Genomic DNA, 20,761 nt, shown 5'->3' with positions numbered 1-20,761 from the left:
CCGGGACTGATCACGGTCGCCGGAAAGGGTGGGCAAGCTGGCCGAGAAAGTCGGGCGGCATTGGCCAGGAACGCGGCCACCAGGTCCCGCCGTCGGCCGCCACCAGGTCGGCGATCCCGATCACCGCCGTCATGAGGACCACGACCTGCACGAATCCCTTGGTCAGCACGGTGTGCAACAGGGCGGGCAGCACCTGGTCGTCCGGCCCGAGCCACTGCCGCTCATAGGGCAGCAACCGCTCAAGCACCGCCACACGGCCGCCAGGCCGAGATATGTCGCGTTGAAGGCCAGCGCCGGCGTGCCGGCGGAGAGCCCCAGCCCGATCGGAATCAGACAGGCAGAAAACAGCCCTGGCCACAGAAGGGCACGGACAATTCCGGATGCGTGATTCATCGAGATCGGCCCCGCCAGCCTTAGGCAACCGCACCGGCATTTTCCCGAGAATGATCAAAGACTCAAATTTTATCGTTGTATTTCAATTGGATATATAAAAACAGCAGTAAAGCGCACCCCGTGCGCAAATCGATCTTGAAATGCGCACTTTGTGCGCTTAAACCGGCAGTCGGAGGAGAACATGACCGCTTGCCGCAAAGAGACCACCCCGCATCCCCTGCCCAGGCTGGTGGCGGACAACCCCAAGGCCGCGCGTCTGTTGATGCCGCTGCGCGACCTGGAACGCCGTCTGTCGGTGATCGACCGGGGCCTCGCCAGGCGCGGACTGAGCCCGTCGGCGCGGACGGCTCTCCGGCATCAGCGGGCGCTGATCGCGGCCATTCTCGCCGCGCGGCTGACCGCGCCGGACCGGGCACGGCGACTGGAACAGGAACTGCGCTGGCTGGCGCCGCGGATCCCCGCGCCGGCGCCGACGCCGGGCTCCCGGGTGGCCCGCCTCTGATGGCGCTCCCTCTGCACACCTATACCCCGCCCGAGGACTGGCCGGCCACCGCGGACAGCCTGCTGGCGGCGACGGACCGGCTGCGCGGGTCGCTGGTCGCCGATGCGCCGACGACGCGGTCCCGGAGCCTCACCCTGCGCGACAGCGCGGACCAGCGTCTGACGCGCCGGGGATACCGCCTGACCTCGGTTCCCGACGAAGACGATCGCGAAACCTGGACCCTCGCCGGTCCCGACGGCGCGGTCGAGGCAACGGCGCAGGTTACGGCGCCGGACCGGCGCTTCGACAGCGACCTGCCCAAGGGCGCATTGCGCAGCCGGCTGGAGGATCTGGGCCGGGGCCGGGCGCTGCATCCGGTCGCCGAGCTTCACCTGACGGAAACCGCCCTCGCCCTGCGCGACGAGGAGGGCAAGATCCGCTGCCGCGTGCTGCTGACCCGGGTGGCGGACGGTGCCAGCGGCGAGACGACCGACGTCGCGGTCCTTGCCCTCAAGGGCTACGAAGCGGACGCCGAACGGGTCCGCGCGCGGATCGAAGACGATCTCGGGTGGCCGCAGGCGCCGGTGCCGGCACTCGCACGCCTGCTCGCCGCCGCGTTCCCGGCGCCGGTTCGGGCCGGTACCGAGCTGCGGCCGGACGATCCCGCCGGCCCGGTGATGCGCGAGCTCCTGTCGGCCCAGCTCGACATACTGGAGGATCGGCTGCCCGGCGTGCTCGCCGACCGCCACCCGGACTACCTGCACCAGTTCCGCGTCGCCATCCGCCGAACCCGTTCCGCCCTGTCCCAACTCCCCCAGGCCATCGCCCTGGAGGGACGGGCCGAGGCGACCGAGGGGTTCCGCTGGCTCGGGCAGGTCACCAGCCCGCAGCGCGATCTCGATGTCCAGCTCATGGACCTGGCCGCGCGCCGGACCCACAGCCCCGACGCGGACGCCCTGGCCCCACTGGAGCGCCACCTTCAGGCGATGAAGACCGCGTCCCACCGCGACCTCGCCCTGCAGCTTTCGGGCACACGGTTCCAGACCCTGGTCGCGCGCTGGCGCGACAGCCTGAGCCCGTCCAGCGCGAACTGGACCGCGACGGAACCGCTGCGCGCGCCGTTCGCCGAGATCGTCGCCGCCCGTGGCCGGAAGATCCTGCGCAGGGCCCTGCGCGACGGCCGCCGCATCGGCCCCCACAGCGAGGCGGAACGGCTGCACGACCTGCGCAAGCGCACGAAGAAACTGCGCTACGTCACCGAGTTCCTCGCCGAGGTCCTGCCGCGCGAGAAGACCAAGCCGGCGATCAAGGCGCTGAAGGGCCTGCAGGAGGTGCTCGGCCGGGTGCAGGACCGCGAGGTGCAGGTGGCGGCGCTGCATCGCTACGGCCGCGAACTGGCCGGCCGGAAGGGCGTCTCGGCCGAGACCCTGATGGCGATCGGCGCCTGGAGCGAGGAGCTGGACCGCGACCGGCGCGACGCCCGCGCGGAATTCGCCGCGGCCTTCAAGACCTTTGCCGCCGGGGAGACGCAGGCGCTGTTCCATGCGATCTTCGACCGCCACACCGACCGGGCCGACGGCGGCCGATCCAAATGACGCGGCACGAAGGAGGAGTGATGCGGATCCTGGCGAGCTACAACATCAAGGGCGGGGTGGGAAAGACGGCGGCGGCCGTCAACCTGGCCCATGTGGCCGCCACGCGCGGCCATCGGGTGCTGGTCATCGACCTCGACCCCCAGGGCGCGGCCAGCTTCTACTTCCGGGTCAAGACCAGGGTGAAGGGCGGCGGCAAGGGCCTGGTCAGCGGCAAGCGCGACCTGGACGACCTGATCAAGGCCACCGACCACGAGAACCTGGACCTGATCCCGGCGGATTTCCGCTTCCGCAATCTCGACCTGCTGCTGGAGGCCGAGAAGAAATCGACGCGGCGCCTGCGCAAGCTGCTGAAACCGCTGGGAGACGACTACGACATCATCATGCTCGACTGCCCGCCCAGCGTGTCGCTGGTGTCGGAGGCGGTGTTCGAGGCGGCCGACGCGCTGATCATCCCGCTGATCCCCACGACCCTGTCGCTGCGCACCTACGACCAGCTGGAGGCGTTCAAGGCGGAACAGAAGATCAAGGGACTGAAGCTGCTGCCGTTCTTCTCCATGGTCGATCGCCGCAAGGCGCTGCACCGGGAGATCCTGGAGAGCTTTCCGAAGAAGCACGGCAACGTGCTGGGGGTGAGCATCCCCTACGCCAGCGCGGTGGAGCGCATGGGCGTGGAGCGCGAACCGCTGACCGCCTTCGCCCCACGCACGGCGGTCGCCGGCGCCTACCGCGCGCTGTGGGACGCGGCGGACGCGGCGACTGGGTAGGTGGGCTCCCCTCCTCTCCTCTCCTCTTCCCGCTTTTTACACACTCCCCGGCCCTGTGCCGGGGCCCACGGCAAGGCCAGCCCGGTCGCACACGCCACTGTCCGGACGACAGGACCATCCCAAGCGTGGGTCCCGGCACAGGGCCGGGAAGTGATTTGAGGAGTGGTTTGGGAGACGGCGGCACCGCTACTCCGCCCGAACATCCTTGTCCCGCAGCAGCCCGACCGCGAAGGCCGCCACCGCCGCCATCGCCAGGTAGGTGGTCTGCCAGAGCCCGAAGGACACCAGCCCCGGGAGCAGACCCACCGCCAGCAGCGCCGTCGCCCACGGGCGCAGCGCCCGTGGCAGCCGGCCGATCTGCCAGGCGACCGCCGCCAGGAACGCGATCCCCAGCAACACGCCGACCACCCCGGTCTCGACCCAGAGCTGCAGCCCCGCATTGTGCGGATGCGGCTCCGGCTTGGTCATCCGTTGCGCCTTCGCCAGCCGCTCCGGGTCGATCGGCCGGTGATCGAAGGCGTCCAGCCCCCAACCGGTCCACGGCCGCTCCCGCGCCAGGGCGCCGCCGTGATCCCACAGCTCCAGCCGATGCCGGATCGCCAAGTCGGAGATCGCGACATTGTCCGTGATCACCCAGTCGTAGACCGCGTTCGCCGCCCAGGGCGCCGACAGCATCTGCACCGCCACCACCACGACCATCGCGACCCGCACCAGCCGCTCGGCCACCGCACCGGCGACCAGCGTGACCAGCCCGAGCAGCAGGCAGAGATGGGCGATCAGCGAAATCCCGAGCATGGACACCGCCCCGACCGCCGCCAGCAGCGCGACCGCCCACACCCGGCGGCCTTCGCCCCACAGCACCCCGCCCGCCACCAGGGCCAGCAGCACCAGCGCGACAATGCCCCGGTTGTACCGCGACAGGGAAACCGCCTCTCCCGGATCGCGGCCGTTGAGCAGGCGGTAGATCGGCGCGTCCAGCCCGAGCTCGACCAGCGCCACCAGCGCTCCGATCAGCACGCCCGCCACCAGGGCCCGGCGCACCAGCGCCCGATCCAGCCGCGCGGCCGCGACCGTCCCGCCGGCCGCCAGGGGCAGCAGCAGCACCGCGGCCCCAGCCGCCTGCGGCCAGCGATCCGCGCAGGGCGGGCAGGACGGTGCGACGAGCAGGTCGAGCGCCTGCACCGCCAGCAGCGCCGCCACCGGCGCCACCAGGGCCCAGCCCGGCCACGGCAGCCGCCGGTCGAGCAGCAGCAGCGCGCCCAGCAGCACGGCCAGGGTAATCCCGAGCGTGCTCATGCCGTGCTTGGCGAGCATGCCCACGGTCGGGAATGCCAGCAGGATGACGGCGGCGATCCAGCTCGCCGCCCGCCCGTCGGTCACCGCCGCCGGCAGAGGTCCCCGCATGTTGTGTCAGCGCCCCTTGTAGACCGGCTGGCGCTTCTCGTTGAAGGCGCGCACGCCCTCCAGGCGGTCCTCGGTCGGCACGGTGCGGTTATAGGCCTCGATCTCGAAATCGTAGCCGTTCTTCAGGTCCATCATCTCCGAGGCGTTGATCGACTTCTTGGCCTGGCGCACGGAGATCGGCGCGTTGCCGGCGATCGCCCGGGCGGTGTCCAGCGCGGCGTCCAGCAGGGTCCCGTCGGCGCAGATCCGGTTGACCGCGCCCCAGGCCAGCGCGTCCTCGGCGGAGAACGGCCGGCCGGTGAGGATGATCTCCTTGGCCCGGCGCAGGCCGACGGCGCGCGGCAGGTTCTGGGTCCCGGCCGCCCCCGGGATGATGCCGAGGGTGACCTCGGTCAGGGCGAAGCGGGCGGTCGGCGCGGCATAGGCGAAGTCGCAGCCGAGCACGATCTCCAGCCCGCCGGCGAAGGCCGCTCCGTTGACCGCGGCGACGATCGGCACCGGGCAGTCGAGCTGCGCCTTGACCATCTGCTCGAACAGGGCGTGCTGGCGGCGCCAGTCGGCATCGGTCATGCCGTTGCGTTCCTTCAGGTCGCCGCCGGCGCAGAACGCCTTGTCGCCGCGCCCGGTCAGCACGACGCAGCGCACCTCGCCGGCATCGCGGTAGAGTTCGACCCACAGGTCGCGCAGGTCGAAGCCCATCTGGGTGTTCAGCGCGTTGCGCACATCCGGCCGGTCGAGGGTGACCAGCAGCACATGCTCGTCGACCATCTCCAGGGTCAGGGTCTCGGGCGCCAGATCGGCCACACTCATCGCGCATTCCTCCGGTATTTGGTTGCGGCTCCGTCTTAGCACGAGGCGCGGCGCCGGCGAGAGGGGCTGGCTGCTCCGGCCGACGTGACGGTCGCCCGGTGCGACGGCCGCCCGGCACGGAGAGGACGGCCCGTGACGGAATACCGATCAAAATACCCTGCCGACGCTCTCGACAAACCGGAATCGACCCGCTATAAGGCCGCCTCTTTCGCGGAACCGCGGCATCTCCGGCGGCCCGCACGGATGGGCGCATAGCTCAGTTGGTAGAGCAGCTGACTCTTAATCAGCGGGTCCAAGGTTCGAGTCCTTGTGCGCCCACCATCCGAACCCCGAAAGACAACACGCAATTTCCATTACCCTGCCGGGTGACGAAGGACGTCGTGTTTCGCCCAACCCGCGGCGGCGATCGTGCGCGCCGGCGTAGGCGTCAGTCGCCGCCCTTGCCTGAATCCTGAAAATAGCTGAGGCCGATAATCAGCGACTGAACCAGGCTGATCGAGGCGGCGATCGGCCGGAAGCGGTGGATATCGGCGTCGTCGACGCAGAAATAGACCTCGCTCTGCCGGGCGAGCGGGCTGGTCGGCACATCGGTGAGCGTGAACATCGGAATGCCCCGGATATGGACGTCGGTCACCGCATCGACCACCGCCGGCGTGTACTCGGCGAAGGCGATGGCGATCAGCAGGTCGCTCTGCCGCAGGGTGGCGACCTGCTGCGGCACCATGCCGCCGACGAAGTCCAGCAGTTGGCAGCGGCGCTCAAGCCGGGTCAGCCCATAGGCCAGATAGGAGGCGATGGGAAACGCCCGGCGCTGGCCGATCACATAAATCGTGTCGGCCTGATCCATCATGGCGATGGCGCGCGCCAGTGTCTCCGGCTGGACCGTGTCGCGCAGCCGCTCCAGACACATGATCGAGGCGTCGGTGAATTCGTTCAGGATCGCCGCCGGATCGTCCTTGGCCGCCCGCTCCAGCGACTCCCTGTGGCGGTAGATCCGCTCGCGATAGGCCGGCGCGCCCTCGATCAGCCGCAGCTTGAAGACCTTCTGCATCTCGGAAAACCCGGAATAGCCGAGCTCCTTGGCGAACCGGATCAGGGTCGAGGGCTGCACCTCCACCACCTCGGCGAGCCGGTTGACGGTTTCCAGGGCGAAGGCGTTGGGGTCGTCCAGGGCGAAGCGGGCCAGGCGCTGCAGATGCGGGCTGAGCTCGTCGTAGCGTTCCTGTAACGCGTGCCGCAGGGCGTCGAAGGACTGCGGGCCGCCCGAGTTATCCACGCTCATCCCAGTCGCTTTCCGTCGTTCCCGCCTGTCCTGCCTATACCCGCCAGGACCCCGTGCGGGCAAGAAATTGAATGAATTTTCATTCTAGATCAAAAACTTGAAATTTCCATATTGACCACAGGAACGAATTTTCGTTCTTTTCTGAATAACGAATGAAATTTCCATTCGACGGAAAGGGGGACGCGGCATGACCGGATCCGACAAGGGCGACGAGTTCGAGCCGAAGGGGTTCGGCCGCGGCGCCTTCCATGTTCAGCACGAACGCGACGCGGCCTGGGAGCCGGGCTTCCGCGGGTTCTTCGACTACCGCGACCTCGGCATGGCGGAGAAGACCGGCGGCAAGTTCCGCGCCCATATCCACCGGCCGAACGCGCCCTGCCCGGGCCGCGGCGACCTGCACTACCACAAGGTCGATTTCCAGATGGTCTACGTGCTCAAGGGCTGGGCGCGGGTGGAGTTCGAGGGCCAGGGCGAGATCCTGATGGAGCCGGGCACGGCGATGTACCAGGAGCCCGGCATCCACCACCGGGTCCTCGAATATTCCGACGACTACACAGCCATGGAGATCCTGGTCCCGGCGGACCCGGAGACTGTCTCCGTCGAACCGTAACGGCCGGCGGGGAACCAACGCACCGGCCGCTCAACGGGACCGGGCGAGAAAACGAAAACAGGAGGAAACCCCATGTCCATGAAGGCAGTGAATCGACGCAGTTTCCTGAAGACCTCTCTCCTCGGCGGCGCGGCGGGCGGTGCCGCGCTGTTCGGTCCCTGGACCCATAACCGGGTCTATGCCGCAGCCTCCGACAAGCCGATCCGCATCGGCCTCACCCACGACGCCAGCGGACAGTTCGCCAATTCCGGACAGGCCGAGAAGCGCGGCTCGGAGATGGCGGTCGCCGAGTTCAACGCCAAGGGTGGCGTGCTCGGTCGCAAGATCGAAACCGTATGGATGGACACCGAGACCAACCCGCAGACCGGCACCCGCGTCGCCGAGCGGATGATCACCCGCGAGAACGTCCATTTCCTGGCCGGCGCGGTGCAGTCGGGCACGGCGAACGCCATCAGCCAGGTGGCGCAGAAATACGGCTGCGTCTACTTCAACACCAATTCCAGCTCGCCGACCGAGAGCGGGGCGAACTGCCACCGGGTGAAGTTCGTGTGGGACGGCAATGGCGAGAACTTCTCCAAGGCCGCCGCGCGCAACGCCATCAACAGCTTCGGCAACAACTGGCTGCTGATCTACAACGACTACGTCTGGGGCCAGAACACCAACGCCGCCACCAAGAAGGTCGCCACCGAGTACGGCGCCACGGTGATGGACGAGATCGCAATCCCGGTCGGCACCCGCGACTGGTCGAGCGTGCTGCTGAAGATCCAGCAGATGAAGCCCGATGTCGTGGCGGCCGCGGTCGGCGGCGACGACTTCAAGGTGATGCGCCAGCAGGTCCACGACATGGGCCTCGACCGCAACCCGGCCTGGATCAACAACCAGCAGGACTGGCCGGACATCTTCGGCCTCGGCGCCGATGCCGCCTTCGGCGTGTTCGGCACCACCTGGTACCACTATCTCGACCTGCCGGGCGTTCCGGAATTCGTGAAGCAGTACCAGGAGATGTACCCGACCACGCGGATCAGCGTGCCGGGCAACGTCACCTATAACGGCTATGTCGCCATGCGCGAGCTGCTGCGGGTGGTCGAGGAGGTCGGCTCCACCGACAACATGAAGGTCATCAAGGCCCTGGAGGGTCGCGTGATGACCGCCAAGGACCGCATGCAGCACTTCGACGCGGTGATCGATGCGAACTCGCACCAGGTGCAGCAGACCATCTACCTGGCCGAGGGCAACGCCAAGCCGCGCGACGACACCGACTACTTCAACATCCTGAGCTGGTCGGATCCGGAAGCGATCCGCTCGTCGGCCGGCGACGAGTGCAAGCTGGAGAGCTACGCGGACACGCCCAGCTACGACCAGGGCTGACCGCGCAGAGGCGATCCTCGCCTCCGTCCCTGCGGGGGAGTCCCGTCCCGGGCTCCCCCGTCCTTTTCCTGAACTCCAGTCATCGGCGGCGGCTTCCGACCCATGCTCTATGACCTGATTCCGCACATCATCAACGGCCTCGCCCTCGGGCTGCTGTTCGCGCTGCTCGCCCTGGGATTCATGCTGATCATCGGCGTGATGGAGGTGATCAACCTCGCCCATGGCTCGCTGTTCGCGCTCGGCGCCTATGTCGCACTGGCGGTCATGGTGCCGGACGGCGGCCTGCCCTACGCCTTCATGGAGCCGTACTACGCGCTGCCCGACGTGCCCCGCTACGTGATCGCGCTGATCGTCGGGCCGCTTGTCGTGGCCGTGGTCGGCGCCGGGCTGGAACTCTGCCTGCGCCGGACCTACGGCCAGGACCCGCTCTACGGCCTGCTGCTCACTTTCGGCGCCGCGCTGGTGCTGGAGGAGGGCATCCGGGAGATCTGGGGCAGCAGCGAATATTACCTGCCGATCCCGCGCGGTATTTCCGGCGGCTTCATCGCCGGCGACCTGATCTATTCCACCTACCGGATCTACGCCGCCATCTTCGCCGCCGCGATGATCGGGCTGCTGTGGCTGTTCCTGAACCGCACGCCCTACGGCGCCATCATCAAGGCCGGCGCCCATGACGGCGAGATGGTGCGCGCGCTCGGCCACAACCTGTCGCGCCTGCGGCTGTTCGTCTTCGCCTTCGGGGCCGCGCTGGCCGCCATCGCCGGCATCATCATGGCGCCGATCTGGGGCATCCGGCCGGTGGTCGGCGTCGACGCGGTCGTGCCGGCCTTCGTGGTGATCGTGCTGGGTGGGGTCGGCAGCTTCTGGGGTGCGGTCAGCGCCGGGCTGCTGGTCGGCCTCGTGGTCGGCCTGACCGCCGCCTTCGCCACCGACTGGTCGCTGTTGTCCATGTATCTGCTGCTGCTTGCAGTGGTGACGTTCCGCTCGCGCGGGCTGGCCGGCAAGGCCAGCGTGCTCGAGTCGTGAGGAGCCTGTCATGACCCTGCCCGCCATGCAGTACGACCGGCGCGAGACCACCGCCTGGATCACCAGACCGATCCTGGTCATGGCCGTGGTCTTCGCCACCCTGCCCCTGTGGATCGAGACCGTCGGCCTGTACCAGTATCTCGGGGTCGAGGTGCTGATCTGGATCGTCTTCGCTCTCGGCTTCAACCTGCTGCTCGGCTACACCGGCCTGCCGTCCTTCGGCCATGGCGCGTTCTTCGGCATCGGCGCCTATGCCTTCGGGCTGGCGCAGTTCGAGGTCTGGGCCAACCTGTGGTTCTGCCTCGCCGCCGCGATCGTGGTGACCGGTGCCTTCGGCGCGGTGACCGCCCTGTTCCTGGCCCACCGCCGCGGCATCTATTTCGCGCTGATGAGCATCGCCTTCGGCCAGATCTTCTACTTCATCGCCAGCAAATGGACCGACGTCACCAAGGGCGAGGACGGGTTGCTGAACATCGCCCGCCTGCCGGCCGATTTCGGCGTGGCCGAGGTCTCCATCCAGTCGAACACCGCGCTCTACTATTTCTGCTACGCGGTGATGATGGTCCTGATCGTCCTGCTGTGGCGGCTGACCAACTCGCCGTTCGGGCGCACCCTGCGGGCGATCAAGCAGAACGAGACCCGCGTCGCCTTCATCGGCTATCCGGTGCGGCTCTACAAATGGGCGGCCTTCACCCTGTCCTGCGGCATCGCCGGGCTGGCCGGGGGGCTGTTCGCCATGGCGCAGGAGGGTGCGTACATCAACATCATGAGCCTGCAATGGTCCGGCACCATCGTGCTGATCGTGCTGATCGGCGGCGGGTTCGTGAGCTTCTGGGGACCGGTGCTCGGGGTCATCCTCTACTTCGTCGCCCGCGACATCCTCGGCGCCTATACCGAAGCCTGGCTGCTCTGGTTCGGGCTGATGTTCGTCGTGCTGGTGATGTTCAAGCCGGACGGCATCGCCGGCATGTGGCGCGGCTGGGTCGCGCCTCGCCTGCGCGGCCGCGGCGCTACGACGCCCGCCCCGCGTCCCGCCGAATCGAGGAGCTGAGCCATGGCGCTGTTCGAAGCCACCCATCTGCACAAGCGGTTCGGCGACCAGGTCGTGCTGGAGGATATCAGCCTCGCCTTCGAGGAAGGCCAGGTCTCCGGCATCATGGGGCCGAACGGGGCCGGCAAGACCACCTGCTTCAACGTGCTGACCGGGCGCTACAAGCCGGACCGGGGCCGCGTCACCTTCGACGGCGAGGACATCACCGGGGTCGCGCCGCATCGGATCGTCGCCAAGGGGATCTCGCGGTCGTTCCAGATCATGACCCTGTTCGACGAGTTCACAGCCCTGGACAACGTGGTCATGGCCCTGCCCTCGACCCGCCGGCGCGGATTCGACGGGCTGCATGCGCTCGACGGCGACAGCGCGGCCCAGGACCGGGCCGCCGAGATCATGGGCCGGGTCGGGCTGAAGGGCCGTGAGGGCGTCAACGCCAAGTCGCTGTCCTATGGCGAGCGCCGGGCGCTGGAGATCGGCGTGGCCCTGGCCACCGAACCCCGGCTGCTGTTCGTGGACGAGCCCACCGCCGGCCTCGGCACCGAGGCGACGGCACGGCTGACCGACCTGATGCGGGAACTGAAGCGCTACACCACCATCGTGGTGATCGAACACGACATGCGCTTCCTCTTCGCCCTGGCCGACAAGATCTCGGTCATCCACTGGGGTCAGGTGATCGCCCAGGGCACGCCGGATGAGCTGCGCGCCAACCGCTGGGTCCGGCGCTCCAATATCGGGGAGCTCGCAAATGCTTGAGATCCGCAACGTCAACACCTTCTACGGCGAGACCCAGGCGCTGTTCGACGTCTCGCTCGATGTCGGCGCCGGCGAGGTGCTGGCCGTGCTCGGCGCCAACGGCGTCGGCAAGACCACCGCCATCCGCACCATCCTCGGCCTCACCCCGGCGCGCTCCGGCGAGATCCGGTTCGACGGGACCGACATCACCCGGCTGAACACCCACGACATCGCCCGGCGCGGGGTCGGCTGGGTGCCCGACGACCGCCGCATCTTCCCGACTCTCAGCGTCGCCCAGAACCTGGCCATAGCCCGCAAGACGACCCGCTTCCGCTCCTGGCGGCTCGACGAGATGTTCGAGATCTTCTCCGCCCTGGAACACCTGATGGGTCGGGACGCGGAGAACCTGTCCGGCGGCGAGATGCAGATGGTGGCGATCTCCCGCGCGCTGTTGGGCTCGCCCGGCCTCGTGCTGTTCGACGAGCCGAGCCAGGGGCTGGCGCCGAAGATCGTGCAGGACGTGATGAAGACCATCCGCCGCCTGAAGAACGAGGGCCTGTCGGTGCTGGTGGTCGAGCAGAACGCGCTCGCCGCCCTGGAGGTCGCCGACAGGGCCGTGGTGCTCGACCGCGGCCGGGTGGTCCATCGGGGCACCGCCGCCGAGCTGATCCGCGACGAAAACCTGCGCCGCAACCTGATCGGGATCTGAGCCATGACCGCGATGCTGAGCGTCGAGCATTTGACCAAGACCTACGCCACAGGCTTTCCCAGCCGGAAGCCGACCTTCACCCTGGCCGCCGACTTCACCATCGAGGAGCCGGCCATCGTCGGCCTCATGGGCCCGAACGGCTCGGGCAAGACCACCCTGTTCGAGCTGATCACCGGCTCCAACGCGCCGACGAGCGGCCGGGTGCTGGTTCAGGGCCGCGACATCCACCGCATCCGAACCGACGAGCGCGACCGGCTGGCGATCCACTATCACCAGTCCTACCAGGTCCGGCATTTCCGCTCGCTGACGCCGAACTTCATGCTGGAGAAGGCGGGGTCGGACTACCCAATCGTCCACCTATTCGACGAGCCGCAGTTCAACACCCAGGATGGCTATATCGGCTTCATGCTCGACTTCTTCCGCAAGCTGCGCGCCCAGGGCAGGCTGGTCTTCCTCTGCGTCCACCCGAACGAGCGGTTCCACTTGGAGATCCTGCAGGAAATCTGCGAGCGGTTTATCTTCGTGCAGACCGGTTCGGTCACGCCGATGCCCGACTACGCCTCGCTGATCGCCCATCCGCCGGTGCAGGCCTATCTCGGCGATCTGTTGACGGAGCGCGCAGCATGAGGGCGGCCCTGATCGGTGCGGGGATGATCAGCCTCTACCACCTGCGCGCCTGGCAGGCCGCCGGCGTGCCCGTGGCGGCGATCTGCGACCTCGACCGGGCGAAGGCCCAGGCCCGGGCCGACGAATTCGGCATCGACCGGGTCTATGACGACCCGGCGTCGATGTTCGCCGACGGCGGGTTCGACATGGTGGACATCGCCGCCTCGGTCGGCGGGCACGCGCCGCTGACCCGGCTGGCGGCCGATCATGGCGTCCACGTCCTGCTGCAGAAACCGATGACCGAGACCGTGGCCGAGGCGGAGACGCTGGTCGCCGAGGTGGGCGAGCGGATCCGCTTCATGGTGCACGAGAACTACCGCTTCCGGCCGCATTACATGACCGTGCGCCGCTGGATCGACGAGGGCCGCATCGGGCGTCCGCGCCATGCCGCCATCGCCGTGCGCGGTTCCGGCCTGTGCCCGCGCGTCGGCGACGTCCCGTATCTGATCGAGCGCCAGCCCTACCTGACCGGCTTCCGGCGCAATCTGGTGTTCGAGACCATGATCCATCACCTGGACGTTCTGCGCCTGCTGGTCGGCCCACTGACCGTCGTCGCCGCCCGGCTGAACCGGCTTGCCGACGGCCTGCCGGGGGAGGATACCGCGTCGATCCTGATGGACGGGCCGGACGGCCTGATCGCCACCGCCGACGGCTGCATCTGCGCCCCGGGCTATCCGCCCCTGCACGGCGACCGGCTCGAAATCGTCGGCACCGAGGGCACGGTGGTCATGGACTTCAACCGGGTGTTTCTCGTGGGCGAGGAGGACGCGGCGGAGGAGGTCGACCTGATCGGCCGCTATCAGGAGTGCTTCGATCATGCTATCGCCGCCTTCGTCGACGGCGTGCGCACCGGTGCGCCGTTTGAGACCGACCGACTGGACAATCTGGAAACGCTGCGACTGATGGAAAGTGTTTACACCGCCGCCGGGGTGACCGTCTGACATGGAAGCCCCGTCCCCAAGTCTCACGCCCGGAATCGATCCCAATCGGCTCGCCGGCCTGTTCAGCCTGAAGGGCAAGACCGCCTTCGTGCCGGGCGGTTACGGCGCGCTGGGCGAGGCGATCTGCCTCGCGCTCGCCGCACACGGCGCTTCCGTCGTGGTCGCCGGTCCGCAGCAGGCCAAGGCGCAGGCCCTGGCCGAGCGCGTCGCGGCCCAGGGCGGCACCGCCTGGGGCCTCGGCCTGGATGCCAGCGACGTTCCGGCGATCCGCGAGACGGTGGAGCAGGCGATCGGCCTGGCCGGCGGGATCGACATCCTGGTGAACTGTGTCGGCATCCAGCGCGAGCAGTCGATCTTCGACGTCACGCCCGAGGCGTTCGATACGATGTACGCCACCAACCTGCGCTCGGCCATGTTCCTGAGCCAGTCCGTCGCCCGCCATCAGGTCGATACCGAGCGCCAGGGCCGGCACATCCACCTGCTGTCGGTGCGCTCCCAGCTGGCGCTGCGCGGCCGCGGCTATTCCGCCTACTGCGCCACCAAGGGCGGGCTGCTGATGCTGGTGAAGCAGCACGCCATGGAACTGGCGCCCTACGGCATCACCGTGAACGGCGTGGCGCCGACCTTCATCCAGTCGGACCGCATCCGGCCGCATCTGGAGCGCGAGGAGTTCAAGAACTTCATCCTGAACCGCAACCCGCTGGGCCGGATCGGCGAGCCGATCGAGGTGGCGGGGCAGGTCATCGCCTTCGCCGCCCCGGCCGGCGGCTACATCACCGGCCAGGTCGTCTATATCGACGGCGGCGTGACCGCCAGCCAGTAGGGCGGCCGGTCGGTAGACCACACGCCGGCCCCGTCGTCGATCAGATGCCTGAGCTTGCCCGGCGGGTCAGGGCATGGCCTAGTCTGGTCGCATGACCGACAGCCTCCCCACATGCCCCCGACCGTCGGCCGACCGCGCCGGGCCGGGGCGGTCTTTCAGGCGATGACGGACGCGCTTTGCGACCCTGCCTGGACCGCGGTCGCGGCCACGCGGCCCTGGGCACCGCCGGTCTGGCTGGAACCCGGAGACGGCGCGGACTCCCCGCACCTGCCCCGGCAGCCAATACCTCCCGGTGCCCGGCAGCGGCGGCTCGCCCGGACCTATCTCGGCGATCTCGACGGGCTCCACGCTCTGCTCCAGGAGCTTCGGTTGCAGGCCGACGAGGAACTGGCCCCGCGGCTCCCAAGCTTCGCCGGCAAGCTCTACCCCCTGGGCCGCTGCCTGGAGATCCGCGACGCCGTCTTCGCCGCCCTGGTCGCGCGGATCCAGCAGCCCGACTCGGCCGCTACCCGCGCCTTGCACGGCTTTATCGCCGAGGGTGGGGTCGGCGGGAAGATATGGGGCGTTCTGCGCGAGTCCTACTTCCAGAACGCCATCCAGCTCGGCCCGCTCTATGTCGACGTGGCCAACGACACGGTGACCGTCACCAAGCCGAAGATCGAGATCCTGCCGATGGAGTCCGCCGGGATGGTGCCGGTGGCCAGCCTGGCGCATTTCGCGACCATCGCCCGGCGCTACTGGGGCGTGGAGATCTACCGCAACACGGTCTTTCCGGCCCTGGCCCCGTATTACCCGATGATCTGCGTGTCCGAGACGGGCGCGGCCTGGATCGAGCCGGGGTCCGGGCAGGTCACCACGCTGATCCGGCGCCAGCGGATGATGCCCGCCCTGCGGTTTCTGTCCGCGCTCGCGCTGCCGCCGGACGACCGGGTCCGCGCGCTGTATCAGATCAAGAGTACCAGCACCGATGCGCTGATCCGTGCCGAAGGCGATCCGGTCGCCATGGTCGAGCAGGCGCGCGCGCAGGGCCGGTATCGCGATCCGGCGTATCTCGCCGCCTGCCGTGCCAGCCGGGACGCGATCATCGCGCATTTCAGGGGGAGCGAACCGACCAAGCCATGGAATCTCGACGGGCCGCCGTGAGGCTTCTCTGCTCCCGGACCACCCCGTCGGAAGACCGACGCGGCGCGAGGGAACTCCGCGACATTTCAACCCGGTTCGAGTAGGCTTCGCCCTACTCCCGCTCTCCGGCCCAAGAGGGTTCCGTGCCTCTCGAGAACGTCACGATCATCGACACCACGCTGCGCGAAGGTGAGCAATTCGCGCGCGCTGATTTCTCCTCCGACGCCAAGCTGGAACTGGCCCATGCGCTGAGCGAGTTCGGCATCACCTTTCTGGAGGTGACCTCGCCGGCGGCCAGCCCGCGCTCGCGCGACGACGCCGCGCGGATCGCCGGGGCCAACCTGCCGGTGACCGTGGCCGCGCATATCCGCTGTCACCGCGACGACGTGGACATCGCCCTCGACAGCGGGGTCGGCGCCCTCAACATGGTCATGGCGATCTCGCCGATCCTGCGCCGCGCCAGCCACGGTCAGGCGATCCCCGAGGTGGTCCGGACCGCCGCCGAGATCGGCGAATATGTCCGCAAGCGCGCGCCCGACGTCATCCTCCGGTTTTCCAGCGAGGACGCCTTCCGCTGCCCGCTGAACGACCTGCTGAACGTCTATCTGCCGCTGTCGGAGCTGAAGCTGTTCGACCGGCTGGGCATCGCCGACACCACCGGTGCCGCCACGCCCGACAGGGTGTCGGAAGTGGTCGGTCTGGTCTCGCGGCTGACCGGCACGCCGGTCGAGTTCCACGGCCATAACGACATCGGCTGCGCCATCGCCAATGCCCATGCCGCCGCCATGGCCGGCGCCGGCTACATCAACACCACCGTGCTCGGCATCGGCGAGCGCAACGGGATCACCTCCCTGGAGGGTCTGATCGCCGTGCTCTACGCCGCCGACCCGGAGACCACCCGGTCCCGGTTCGACCTGCCGACCCTGCCCGCCCTGTGCCACCGGGTGGCCGCGCTGGCCGGAGTGGAGGTGCCGTTCAACGATGTGCTGGTCGGCGAGACCGCGTTCAGCCACAAGGCCGGCCTGCACACCAAGGCGGTGTACAACGATCCGCGCGCCTACGAGGCCCTGGACCCGGCGGATTTCGGTCTGGACCGGCAGATCTCCATCGGCCATCGGCTGACCGGCTGGAACGCAATCCGCGTGCGCTCCGAGGCGCTCGGCTACAGCCTGCCGCTGGCCGTGCTCAAGGCGGTCACCCGCCGAGTCAAGGAAGCCGGCGACGGCGGCGACCTGTCGATCGAGACGGTCGATGCGCTGATCGCCGACGCCGCCCGGGAAGGCGGTCTGGCCGCCGGAAACTGAGCTGCGTCAGGCCGGCGCACGCTGGCGCATGGCGAAGCTGGCCAGACCATAGAGCAACGCCACCACCGCGTATCCGATCCCCAGTACCGCCAGGGCGGCCGGATTGTCGGAGGCGGCGACCAGCAGCAGGCCGACCAGGGCCGGACCCGAGATGTGACCGATCCGCTCCAGGATCCGGTAGACGGCGATGGTGCGGTCGCGGCCCACGGCCCCGGCCGCCCCGCCGGCGGCGACGCGGGCGATGATGGGGGCGGCGATCAGCCCCTGGCCGACCCCCAGCAGCGCCACGGACAGGCCAATGGCCGCACCGCTCGCCACCGACAGCGGGATCGCCTCCAGTGCCGTCTGGACGTCGACGGCAAGCACGATGAGCCACTGCGGCATGGCGCCGCCGCTGACCCCGGTGACCAGTCCCAGCCCGGCCATGCCCAGCGCCAGGGCGATCATCCCGACCACCAGAGCCCGGTCGGTCGAGCCGATCAGCTTGACCAGCCGGGGGGCGATGGCGGTCACCAGATAGGTGACGATGGCAAAGACCATCAGCGCCTGACCGACCTCGTCGTCGCCGTAGCCCGACCGGTGCAGCACCAGGGGCATGGCGAAGATCGCCACCCCGGCCAGGGCGAATTTCGAGGTCACACCGATCATGGTCAGCAGGGCGAGGAAGTCCGGGAAGACAAGCACCCGCTTCAGGTCGCCGAACAACCGGATCGGCTGCGGCTCCTGGTCCTTCCGCAGGGACGGCAGCACGAAGCGGATGTAGAGCAGCGATACCACCGCCACCAGGCCGGCCAGCATGACGAACGTGGCGTCCGGCATGAACACCGCCAGCAGCCCGCCGATGCCGGTGCCGACGATCAGGCCGCCGTTATAGCCCAACACCTGGGCCGCCGCCGCCCGCACCCGCTCCTCCGACGAGACGATCTCGAAGGCATAGGCCTGCACCGCGACGAGCAGAATGCCCTGACCGACGCCGCCGAGCGTCCGACCCATGCACAGCGCCCAGAACGACTCCACGCCACCGACCAGGAACAGCCCGCCCGCCACCGCCGCGGCACCGCCCACGAACAGGGCGCGCAGGTCGATCCGCTCGGTCAGGATCGAGGCGGGGATCAGCGCGGCGGTCAGCCCGATGAAGAACAGGCTGAACGGCAGCGACACGAAGCCGCCCGACAGGCCCTCGGACACGACCCGTTCATGGCTGATCTCCGGCAGCACGGTCAGCACCAGGGAATCCGCCAGGATGCCGAGGAAATAGGCCGGCTGCAGCACCGCCAGCCCGGCCGTGCCGGTGATCCTGTCCGCACGCGCGCCGTACCCGCCGGCCCGCACCGCCCGGAAGAAGATCGTCGCGAAGAGCATGCAGCCGAAGAACAGGGCGGCGAAGTTCCGCCCGCCGGCCCCCATGGCCTCGATCACCACGGAGAACGGCAGCTCCGCGGTCAGGACCAGTTGCTGATCGGCATCGATCGGCTGCGAGAACGAGACCGTTCCCTCGCCGGTGCTGTCGCCTGCATGCTCCTGGTCGGTGATCCGGTTCAGGACCTTGTCGCGCTCGGTCAGCGTGATGGCCGCGATCTGCGGGTTGATCCGACGGTAGTCGACCAACGCCTCTCGGATCCCGCTCAGCGCGTCGATTGGAATGCCGATCTCGGTGACCGCCGTCAGCCGCGCGGCCATCGACCGCGCCAGCCCCTCGGCCTGGCCCTCCACGCCCTTGCGGTAGAGCTGGAACATCACCACGACCAGCACCGCCACCATCACGACCATCACCGCTGTGAAGGTCGGCCGCAGCCAGCGCCGCGCCGCCTCCGCCCCACGCAGCACCACGATCGTCTGCATCGCGGCGAAGGCCAGGAACAGGCCCGCGGCGGTGAGGAACACCGGCAGGAAGGCGTCGTCGATGGTGCCGCGGATGGTCGGGCCGTCCACATGCAGCATCAGGAAGCCGACCGGTCCGAACTTGTCCGTGACCGGCAGGCGCAGGATCTTGGCGTTGTCGACCGAGGCGACCTCGCCCCCTTCCCCGTCTGCATGATCGTGGAAGGCCGACACGTGGACGTCGAATTCCCCCGCGCAATCCTCCGTTTCCGGATGCTCGTGAACCATGACGCAGGCGACGGTGGCGCCCCGGACTCCGGTCAGCGCCACCGTATGGATCGAGGTATCGACACCGCCCAGTTGCTCGGCCCGCCGATCGAAGCCGGTGAACTGGTCGAGCGGCAGACCGCTCTGGGCGAACTGGTTGAGGGTATGCTGCAGCGTCGCGCCGAGCTGGACCACCCGGTCGATGCGCATGCCGGTATAGACCCGGGTGGCCTCGCCATAGCCCACATAGGCGAACATGAGCAGGCTGAGCCCCATCAGCGCAATGCCGGGGAGGATCGCAGTGAATCGGTTCATTCCGGTCTCCGGCCTCGGGCGTCGCCCCCTCGACACCCCGGGCCGGGCGTCATTTGGAAGGCTTCAGGGGATGGGCAGGCGTCGCCCGCTCACCCCTTCGGGGCGGCCGCGGCGGCAGCCGCGGAAGCCCCCGTGTCGGTCTCGATATCCTTCAACCGCGGTTCGATCATGAGCTGGACCTTGCGCAGGTCGCGCACGAACTTCTCGTTGTGCCCGTCATCCAGCTCGACCGCCCGCCGCAGGATGTCGGCGGCCTTGACCTTGTTGCCGTGTTCGGCGTGGTACATGCCGTAGGCGTGAACGACGCGCGGGAAGTCCGGGGCCATGTCGTAGGCCTCGCGGAACTTAAGACCCGCCTCCTTGATCTTGCCCTGGGCGATCAGCGAGTTCGCCCAGTACACCACGGCCTCGGGATAGTGCGGATCGATCTCCAGGGTCTTCTCGAACCGGCCGATCGCCTCCTCGTGCATCCCCATGGTCTGCAGCGCCTCACCCCAGCGCATCATCGGGCGCGGGAAGGTGGGATCGAGGGCGAGCGCCTGCCGGTTCTTCATGATCGACCCTTCCAGGTCGCCCTCGAAGTACAGAACATGGGCCCACAGGGCATAGACCCAGGGCAGGTTCTTGCGGGGCGCATGCACCAGGGCGTGGGTGATCGCTTCCTTGGTCTTGGTGAAATCGCGGGACGGGATCTCGTCGCGGAAGTGATAGACGGCGATCAGGTACGGATCGAGTTCCTTCAGAAGATCGATTGCCGCGGCACTGACGAGGCTGGGGATGTCATCCTTCGAACCGCGCTTCTCCATCAGGAAGTGCCAGTATTCCGAGGACTGGCCCCGGATCCGCAGCACGAGGTTCTCGCCCTCCTCGACGAACTCGCCGGAGAAGGAATAGGGCAGGAAGCCGAGCGCCACCTGGGTGGCGCGGATCGGCTGGGCCAGACCGAACCAGTCGCTCAGGGCCTCGACCGATTTCGCCTGGGCCGTCTCCTCGGCAACATAGGCGCCGCGGTTGGTGCCCGCGGCGTCGCTGATCCAGGCGATGCTGTCCGACAGCATCGTGGTGGCGACAGCGCCCGAATACCCCTGATCCTCCAGGCTCGGCGGCACCGAGATGTTCTGGATCACGATGGTGTCCGGACTGATGAAATATGAAACCGCAAAGAACGCACCGACCGCCAGGGCCGGAATCGTCAGGATATTGTCCAACACCGCGCGCATCCTCCTCGTCGCCTCGGCCGGCGCGACCCGTTCTCGGGATTCACGTTCAGCCGACCA

General features: G+C 68.4%; 20 protein-coding genes and 1 tRNA gene. 15 read left to right on the top strand and 6 right to left on the bottom strand.

What is annotated here, in order from left to right:
• Positions 1-10: 10 nt before the first annotated feature.
• On the bottom strand, positions 11-247 hold the full coding sequence (locus BLS34_RS07095; RefSeq protein ID WP_139189138.1) for a hypothetical protein: 237 nt from the start codon (positions 245-247) through the stop codon (positions 11-13).
• A gap of 327 nt (positions 248-574) precedes the next feature.
• Between BLS34_RS07095 and BLS34_RS07090 the strand changes: the two genes are divergently transcribed.
• The 3 genes from BLS34_RS07090 to BLS34_RS07080 are packed head-to-tail and all read left to right on the top strand — an operon-like array spanning position 575 to position 3,233.
• Positions 575-895 carry a hypothetical protein gene (locus BLS34_RS07090; protein WP_093149178.1) on the top strand — a complete coding sequence of 107 codons (321 nt, stop codon included), beginning with the start codon at positions 575-577 and terminating at the stop codon, positions 893-895.
• Positions 895-2,469 (top strand): CYTH and CHAD domain-containing protein, encoded by a 1,575-nt coding sequence (locus BLS34_RS07085; RefSeq protein WP_093149177.1) that lies wholly within the window; start codon positions 895-897, stop codon positions 2,467-2,469. Before BLS34_RS07090 ends, BLS34_RS07085 begins: the two co-directional genes overlap by 1 nt.
• Positions 2,470-2,489: 20 nt before the next feature.
• A complete protein-coding gene (locus BLS34_RS07080) occupies positions 2,490-3,233 on the top strand; it encodes a ParA family protein (RefSeq protein ID WP_093149174.1) in 744 nt (247 codons plus the stop codon).
• 186 nt (positions 3,234-3,419) lie between these two features.
• Here BLS34_RS07080 and BLS34_RS26635 read toward each other — a convergent pair whose 3' ends face one another.
• The gene (locus BLS34_RS26635) at positions 3,420-4,637 is read right to left on the bottom strand and encodes an O-antigen ligase family protein (protein ID WP_093149172.1); all 1,218 of its coding nucleotides are present in this window, start codon (positions 4,635-4,637) and stop codon (positions 3,420-3,422) included.
• Between the two features lie 6 nt (positions 4,638-4,643).
• Positions 4,644-5,447, bottom strand: a complete 804-nt coding sequence (locus tag BLS34_RS07070; RefSeq protein ID WP_028795387.1) for an enoyl-CoA hydratase-related protein — start codon at positions 5,445-5,447, stop codon at positions 4,644-4,646.
• Between the two features lie 245 nt (positions 5,448-5,692).
• Between BLS34_RS07070 and BLS34_RS07065 the strand changes: the two genes are divergently transcribed.
• Positions 5,693-5,768 (top strand) — tRNA-Lys (locus BLS34_RS07065).
• A gap of 106 nt (positions 5,769-5,874) precedes the next feature.
• Here the strand turns inward: BLS34_RS07065 and BLS34_RS07060 are convergent.
• Positions 5,875-6,729, bottom strand: coding sequence for a MurR/RpiR family transcriptional regulator (locus tag BLS34_RS07060; RefSeq protein ID WP_093149170.1), 855 nt, complete (start codon positions 6,727-6,729; stop codon positions 5,875-5,877).
• Between the two features lie 187 nt (positions 6,730-6,916).
• Between BLS34_RS07060 and BLS34_RS07055 the strand changes: the two genes are divergently transcribed.
• The 11 genes from BLS34_RS07055 (at position 6,917) to BLS34_RS07005 (ending at position 17,081) form a co-directional block, all read left to right on the top strand.
• Positions 6,917-7,339, top strand: coding sequence for a cupin domain-containing protein (locus tag BLS34_RS07055; RefSeq protein WP_093149168.1), 423 nt, complete (start codon positions 6,917-6,919; stop codon positions 7,337-7,339).
• A gap of 72 nt (positions 7,340-7,411) precedes the next feature.
• Complete coding sequence (locus BLS34_RS07050) at positions 7,412-8,707, top strand: ABC transporter substrate-binding protein (protein ID WP_093149167.1); 1,296 nt, start codon at positions 7,412-7,414, stop codon at positions 8,705-8,707.
• Positions 8,708-8,809: 102 nt separating this feature from the next.
• The gene (locus BLS34_RS07045; protein ID WP_028795391.1) at positions 8,810-9,733 is read left to right on the top strand and encodes a branched-chain amino acid ABC transporter permease; all 924 of its coding nucleotides are present in this window, start codon (positions 8,810-8,812) and stop codon (positions 9,731-9,733) included.
• A gap of 10 nt (positions 9,734-9,743) precedes the next feature.
• On the top strand, positions 9,744-10,784 hold the full coding sequence (locus BLS34_RS07040; RefSeq protein WP_093149165.1) for a branched-chain amino acid ABC transporter permease: 1,041 nt from the start codon (positions 9,744-9,746) through the stop codon (positions 10,782-10,784).
• 3 nt (positions 10,785-10,787) lie between these two features.
• Positions 10,788-11,537 (top strand): ABC transporter ATP-binding protein, encoded by a 750-nt coding sequence (locus BLS34_RS07035; protein ID WP_093149163.1) that lies wholly within the window; start codon positions 10,788-10,790, stop codon positions 11,535-11,537.
• Positions 11,530-12,225 (top strand): ABC transporter ATP-binding protein, encoded by a 696-nt coding sequence (locus BLS34_RS07030; RefSeq protein ID WP_093149162.1) that lies wholly within the window; start codon positions 11,530-11,532, stop codon positions 12,223-12,225. The genes BLS34_RS07035 and BLS34_RS07030 overlap by 8 nt, the downstream gene beginning before the upstream one ends.
• Positions 12,226-12,228: 3 nt before the next feature.
• A complete protein-coding gene (locus tag BLS34_RS07025; protein WP_093149159.1) occupies positions 12,229-12,852 on the top strand; it encodes an ATP-binding cassette domain-containing protein in 624 nt (207 codons plus the stop codon).
• Positions 12,849-13,832, top strand: a complete 984-nt coding sequence (locus tag BLS34_RS07020) for a Gfo/Idh/MocA family protein (RefSeq protein WP_093149157.1) — start codon at positions 12,849-12,851, stop codon at positions 13,830-13,832. Before BLS34_RS07025 ends, BLS34_RS07020 begins: the two co-directional genes overlap by 4 nt.
• A gap of 1 nt (position 13,833) precedes the next feature.
• Positions 13,834-14,655: an SDR family NAD(P)-dependent oxidoreductase gene (locus BLS34_RS07015; RefSeq protein ID WP_093149155.1), complete on the top strand. Its 822-nt coding sequence runs from the start codon at positions 13,834-13,836 to the stop codon at positions 14,653-14,655.
• 162 nt (positions 14,656-14,817) lie between these two features.
• A complete protein-coding gene (locus BLS34_RS07010) occupies positions 14,818-15,798 on the top strand; it encodes a hypothetical protein (protein WP_139189136.1) in 981 nt (326 codons plus the stop codon).
• Between the two features lie 122 nt (positions 15,799-15,920).
• Positions 15,921-17,081 (top strand): homocitrate synthase/isopropylmalate synthase family protein, encoded by a 1,161-nt coding sequence (locus BLS34_RS07005; protein ID WP_028795398.1) that lies wholly within the window; start codon positions 15,921-15,923, stop codon positions 17,079-17,081.
• A gap of 6 nt (positions 17,082-17,087) precedes the next feature.
• Here BLS34_RS07005 and BLS34_RS07000 read toward each other — a convergent pair whose 3' ends face one another.
• Complete coding sequence (locus BLS34_RS07000; RefSeq protein WP_093149151.1) at positions 17,088-19,484, bottom strand: MFS transporter; 2,397 nt, start codon at positions 19,482-19,484, stop codon at positions 17,088-17,090.
• Between the two features lie 89 nt (positions 19,485-19,573).
• Entirely contained in the window at positions 19,574-20,695 is a 1,122-nt protein-coding gene (locus BLS34_RS06995; RefSeq protein WP_139189134.1) for a tetratricopeptide repeat protein, read from the bottom strand.
• Between the last annotated feature and the right edge of the window lie 66 nt (positions 20,696-20,761).

The sequence above is a fragment of the Thalassobaculum litoreum DSM 18839 genome (assembly GCF_900102465.1).
GTDB classification, from domain to species: Bacteria; Pseudomonadota; Alphaproteobacteria; order Thalassobaculales; family Thalassobaculaceae; genus Thalassobaculum; species Thalassobaculum litoreum.
This window is presented reverse-complemented; position numbering and strand designations above follow the sequence as displayed.

Bases quoted from the DNA above. Each gene is read 5' to 3' on its own strand.
- BLS34_RS07040 (WP_093149165.1), top strand. From the start codon at position 9,744: ATGACCCTGCCCGCCATGCAGTACGACCGGCGCGAGACCACCGCCTGG.
- BLS34_RS07055 (WP_093149168.1), top strand. From the start codon at position 6,917: ATGACCGGATCCGACAAGGGCGACGAGTTCGAGCCGAAGGGGTTCGGC.
- BLS34_RS07010 (WP_139189136.1), top strand. From the start codon at position 14,818: ATGACGGACGCGCTTTGCGACCCTGCCTGGACCGCGGTCGCGGCCACG.
- BLS34_RS07070 (WP_028795387.1), bottom strand. From the start codon at position 5,447: ATGAGTGTGGCCGATCTGGCGCCCGAGACCCTGACCCTGGAGATGGTC.
- BLS34_RS07015 (WP_093149155.1), top strand. From the start codon at position 13,834: ATGGAAGCCCCGTCCCCAAGTCTCACGCCCGGAATCGATCCCAATCGG.
- BLS34_RS07045 (WP_028795391.1), top strand. From the start codon at position 8,810: ATGCTCTATGACCTGATTCCGCACATCATCAACGGCCTCGCCCTCGGG.
- BLS34_RS07050 (WP_093149167.1), top strand. From the start codon at position 7,412: ATGTCCATGAAGGCAGTGAATCGACGCAGTTTCCTGAAGACCTCTCTC.
- BLS34_RS26635 (WP_093149172.1), bottom strand. From the start codon at position 4,637: ATGCGGGGACCTCTGCCGGCGGCGGTGACCGACGGGCGGGCGGCGAGC.
- BLS34_RS07020 (WP_093149157.1), top strand. From the start codon at position 12,849: ATGAGGGCGGCCCTGATCGGTGCGGGGATGATCAGCCTCTACCACCTG.
- BLS34_RS07060 (WP_093149170.1), bottom strand. From the start codon at position 6,729: ATGAGCGTGGATAACTCGGGCGGCCCGCAGTCCTTCGACGCCCTGCGG.
- BLS34_RS07025 (WP_093149159.1), top strand. From the start codon at position 12,229: ATGACCGCGATGCTGAGCGTCGAGCATTTGACCAAGACCTACGCCACA.
- BLS34_RS07090 (WP_093149178.1), top strand. From the start codon at position 575: ATGACCGCTTGCCGCAAAGAGACCACCCCGCATCCCCTGCCCAGGCTG.
- BLS34_RS07080 (WP_093149174.1), top strand. From the start codon at position 2,490: ATGCGGATCCTGGCGAGCTACAACATCAAGGGCGGGGTGGGAAAGACG.
- BLS34_RS07035 (WP_093149163.1), top strand. From the start codon at position 10,788: ATGGCGCTGTTCGAAGCCACCCATCTGCACAAGCGGTTCGGCGACCAG.
- BLS34_RS07000 (WP_093149151.1), bottom strand. From the start codon at position 19,484: ATGAACCGATTCACTGCGATCCTCCCCGGCATTGCGCTGATGGGGCTC.
- BLS34_RS07085 (WP_093149177.1), top strand. From the start codon at position 895: ATGGCGCTCCCTCTGCACACCTATACCCCGCCCGAGGACTGGCCGGCC.
- BLS34_RS07030 (WP_093149162.1), top strand. From the start codon at position 11,530: ATGCTTGAGATCCGCAACGTCAACACCTTCTACGGCGAGACCCAGGCG.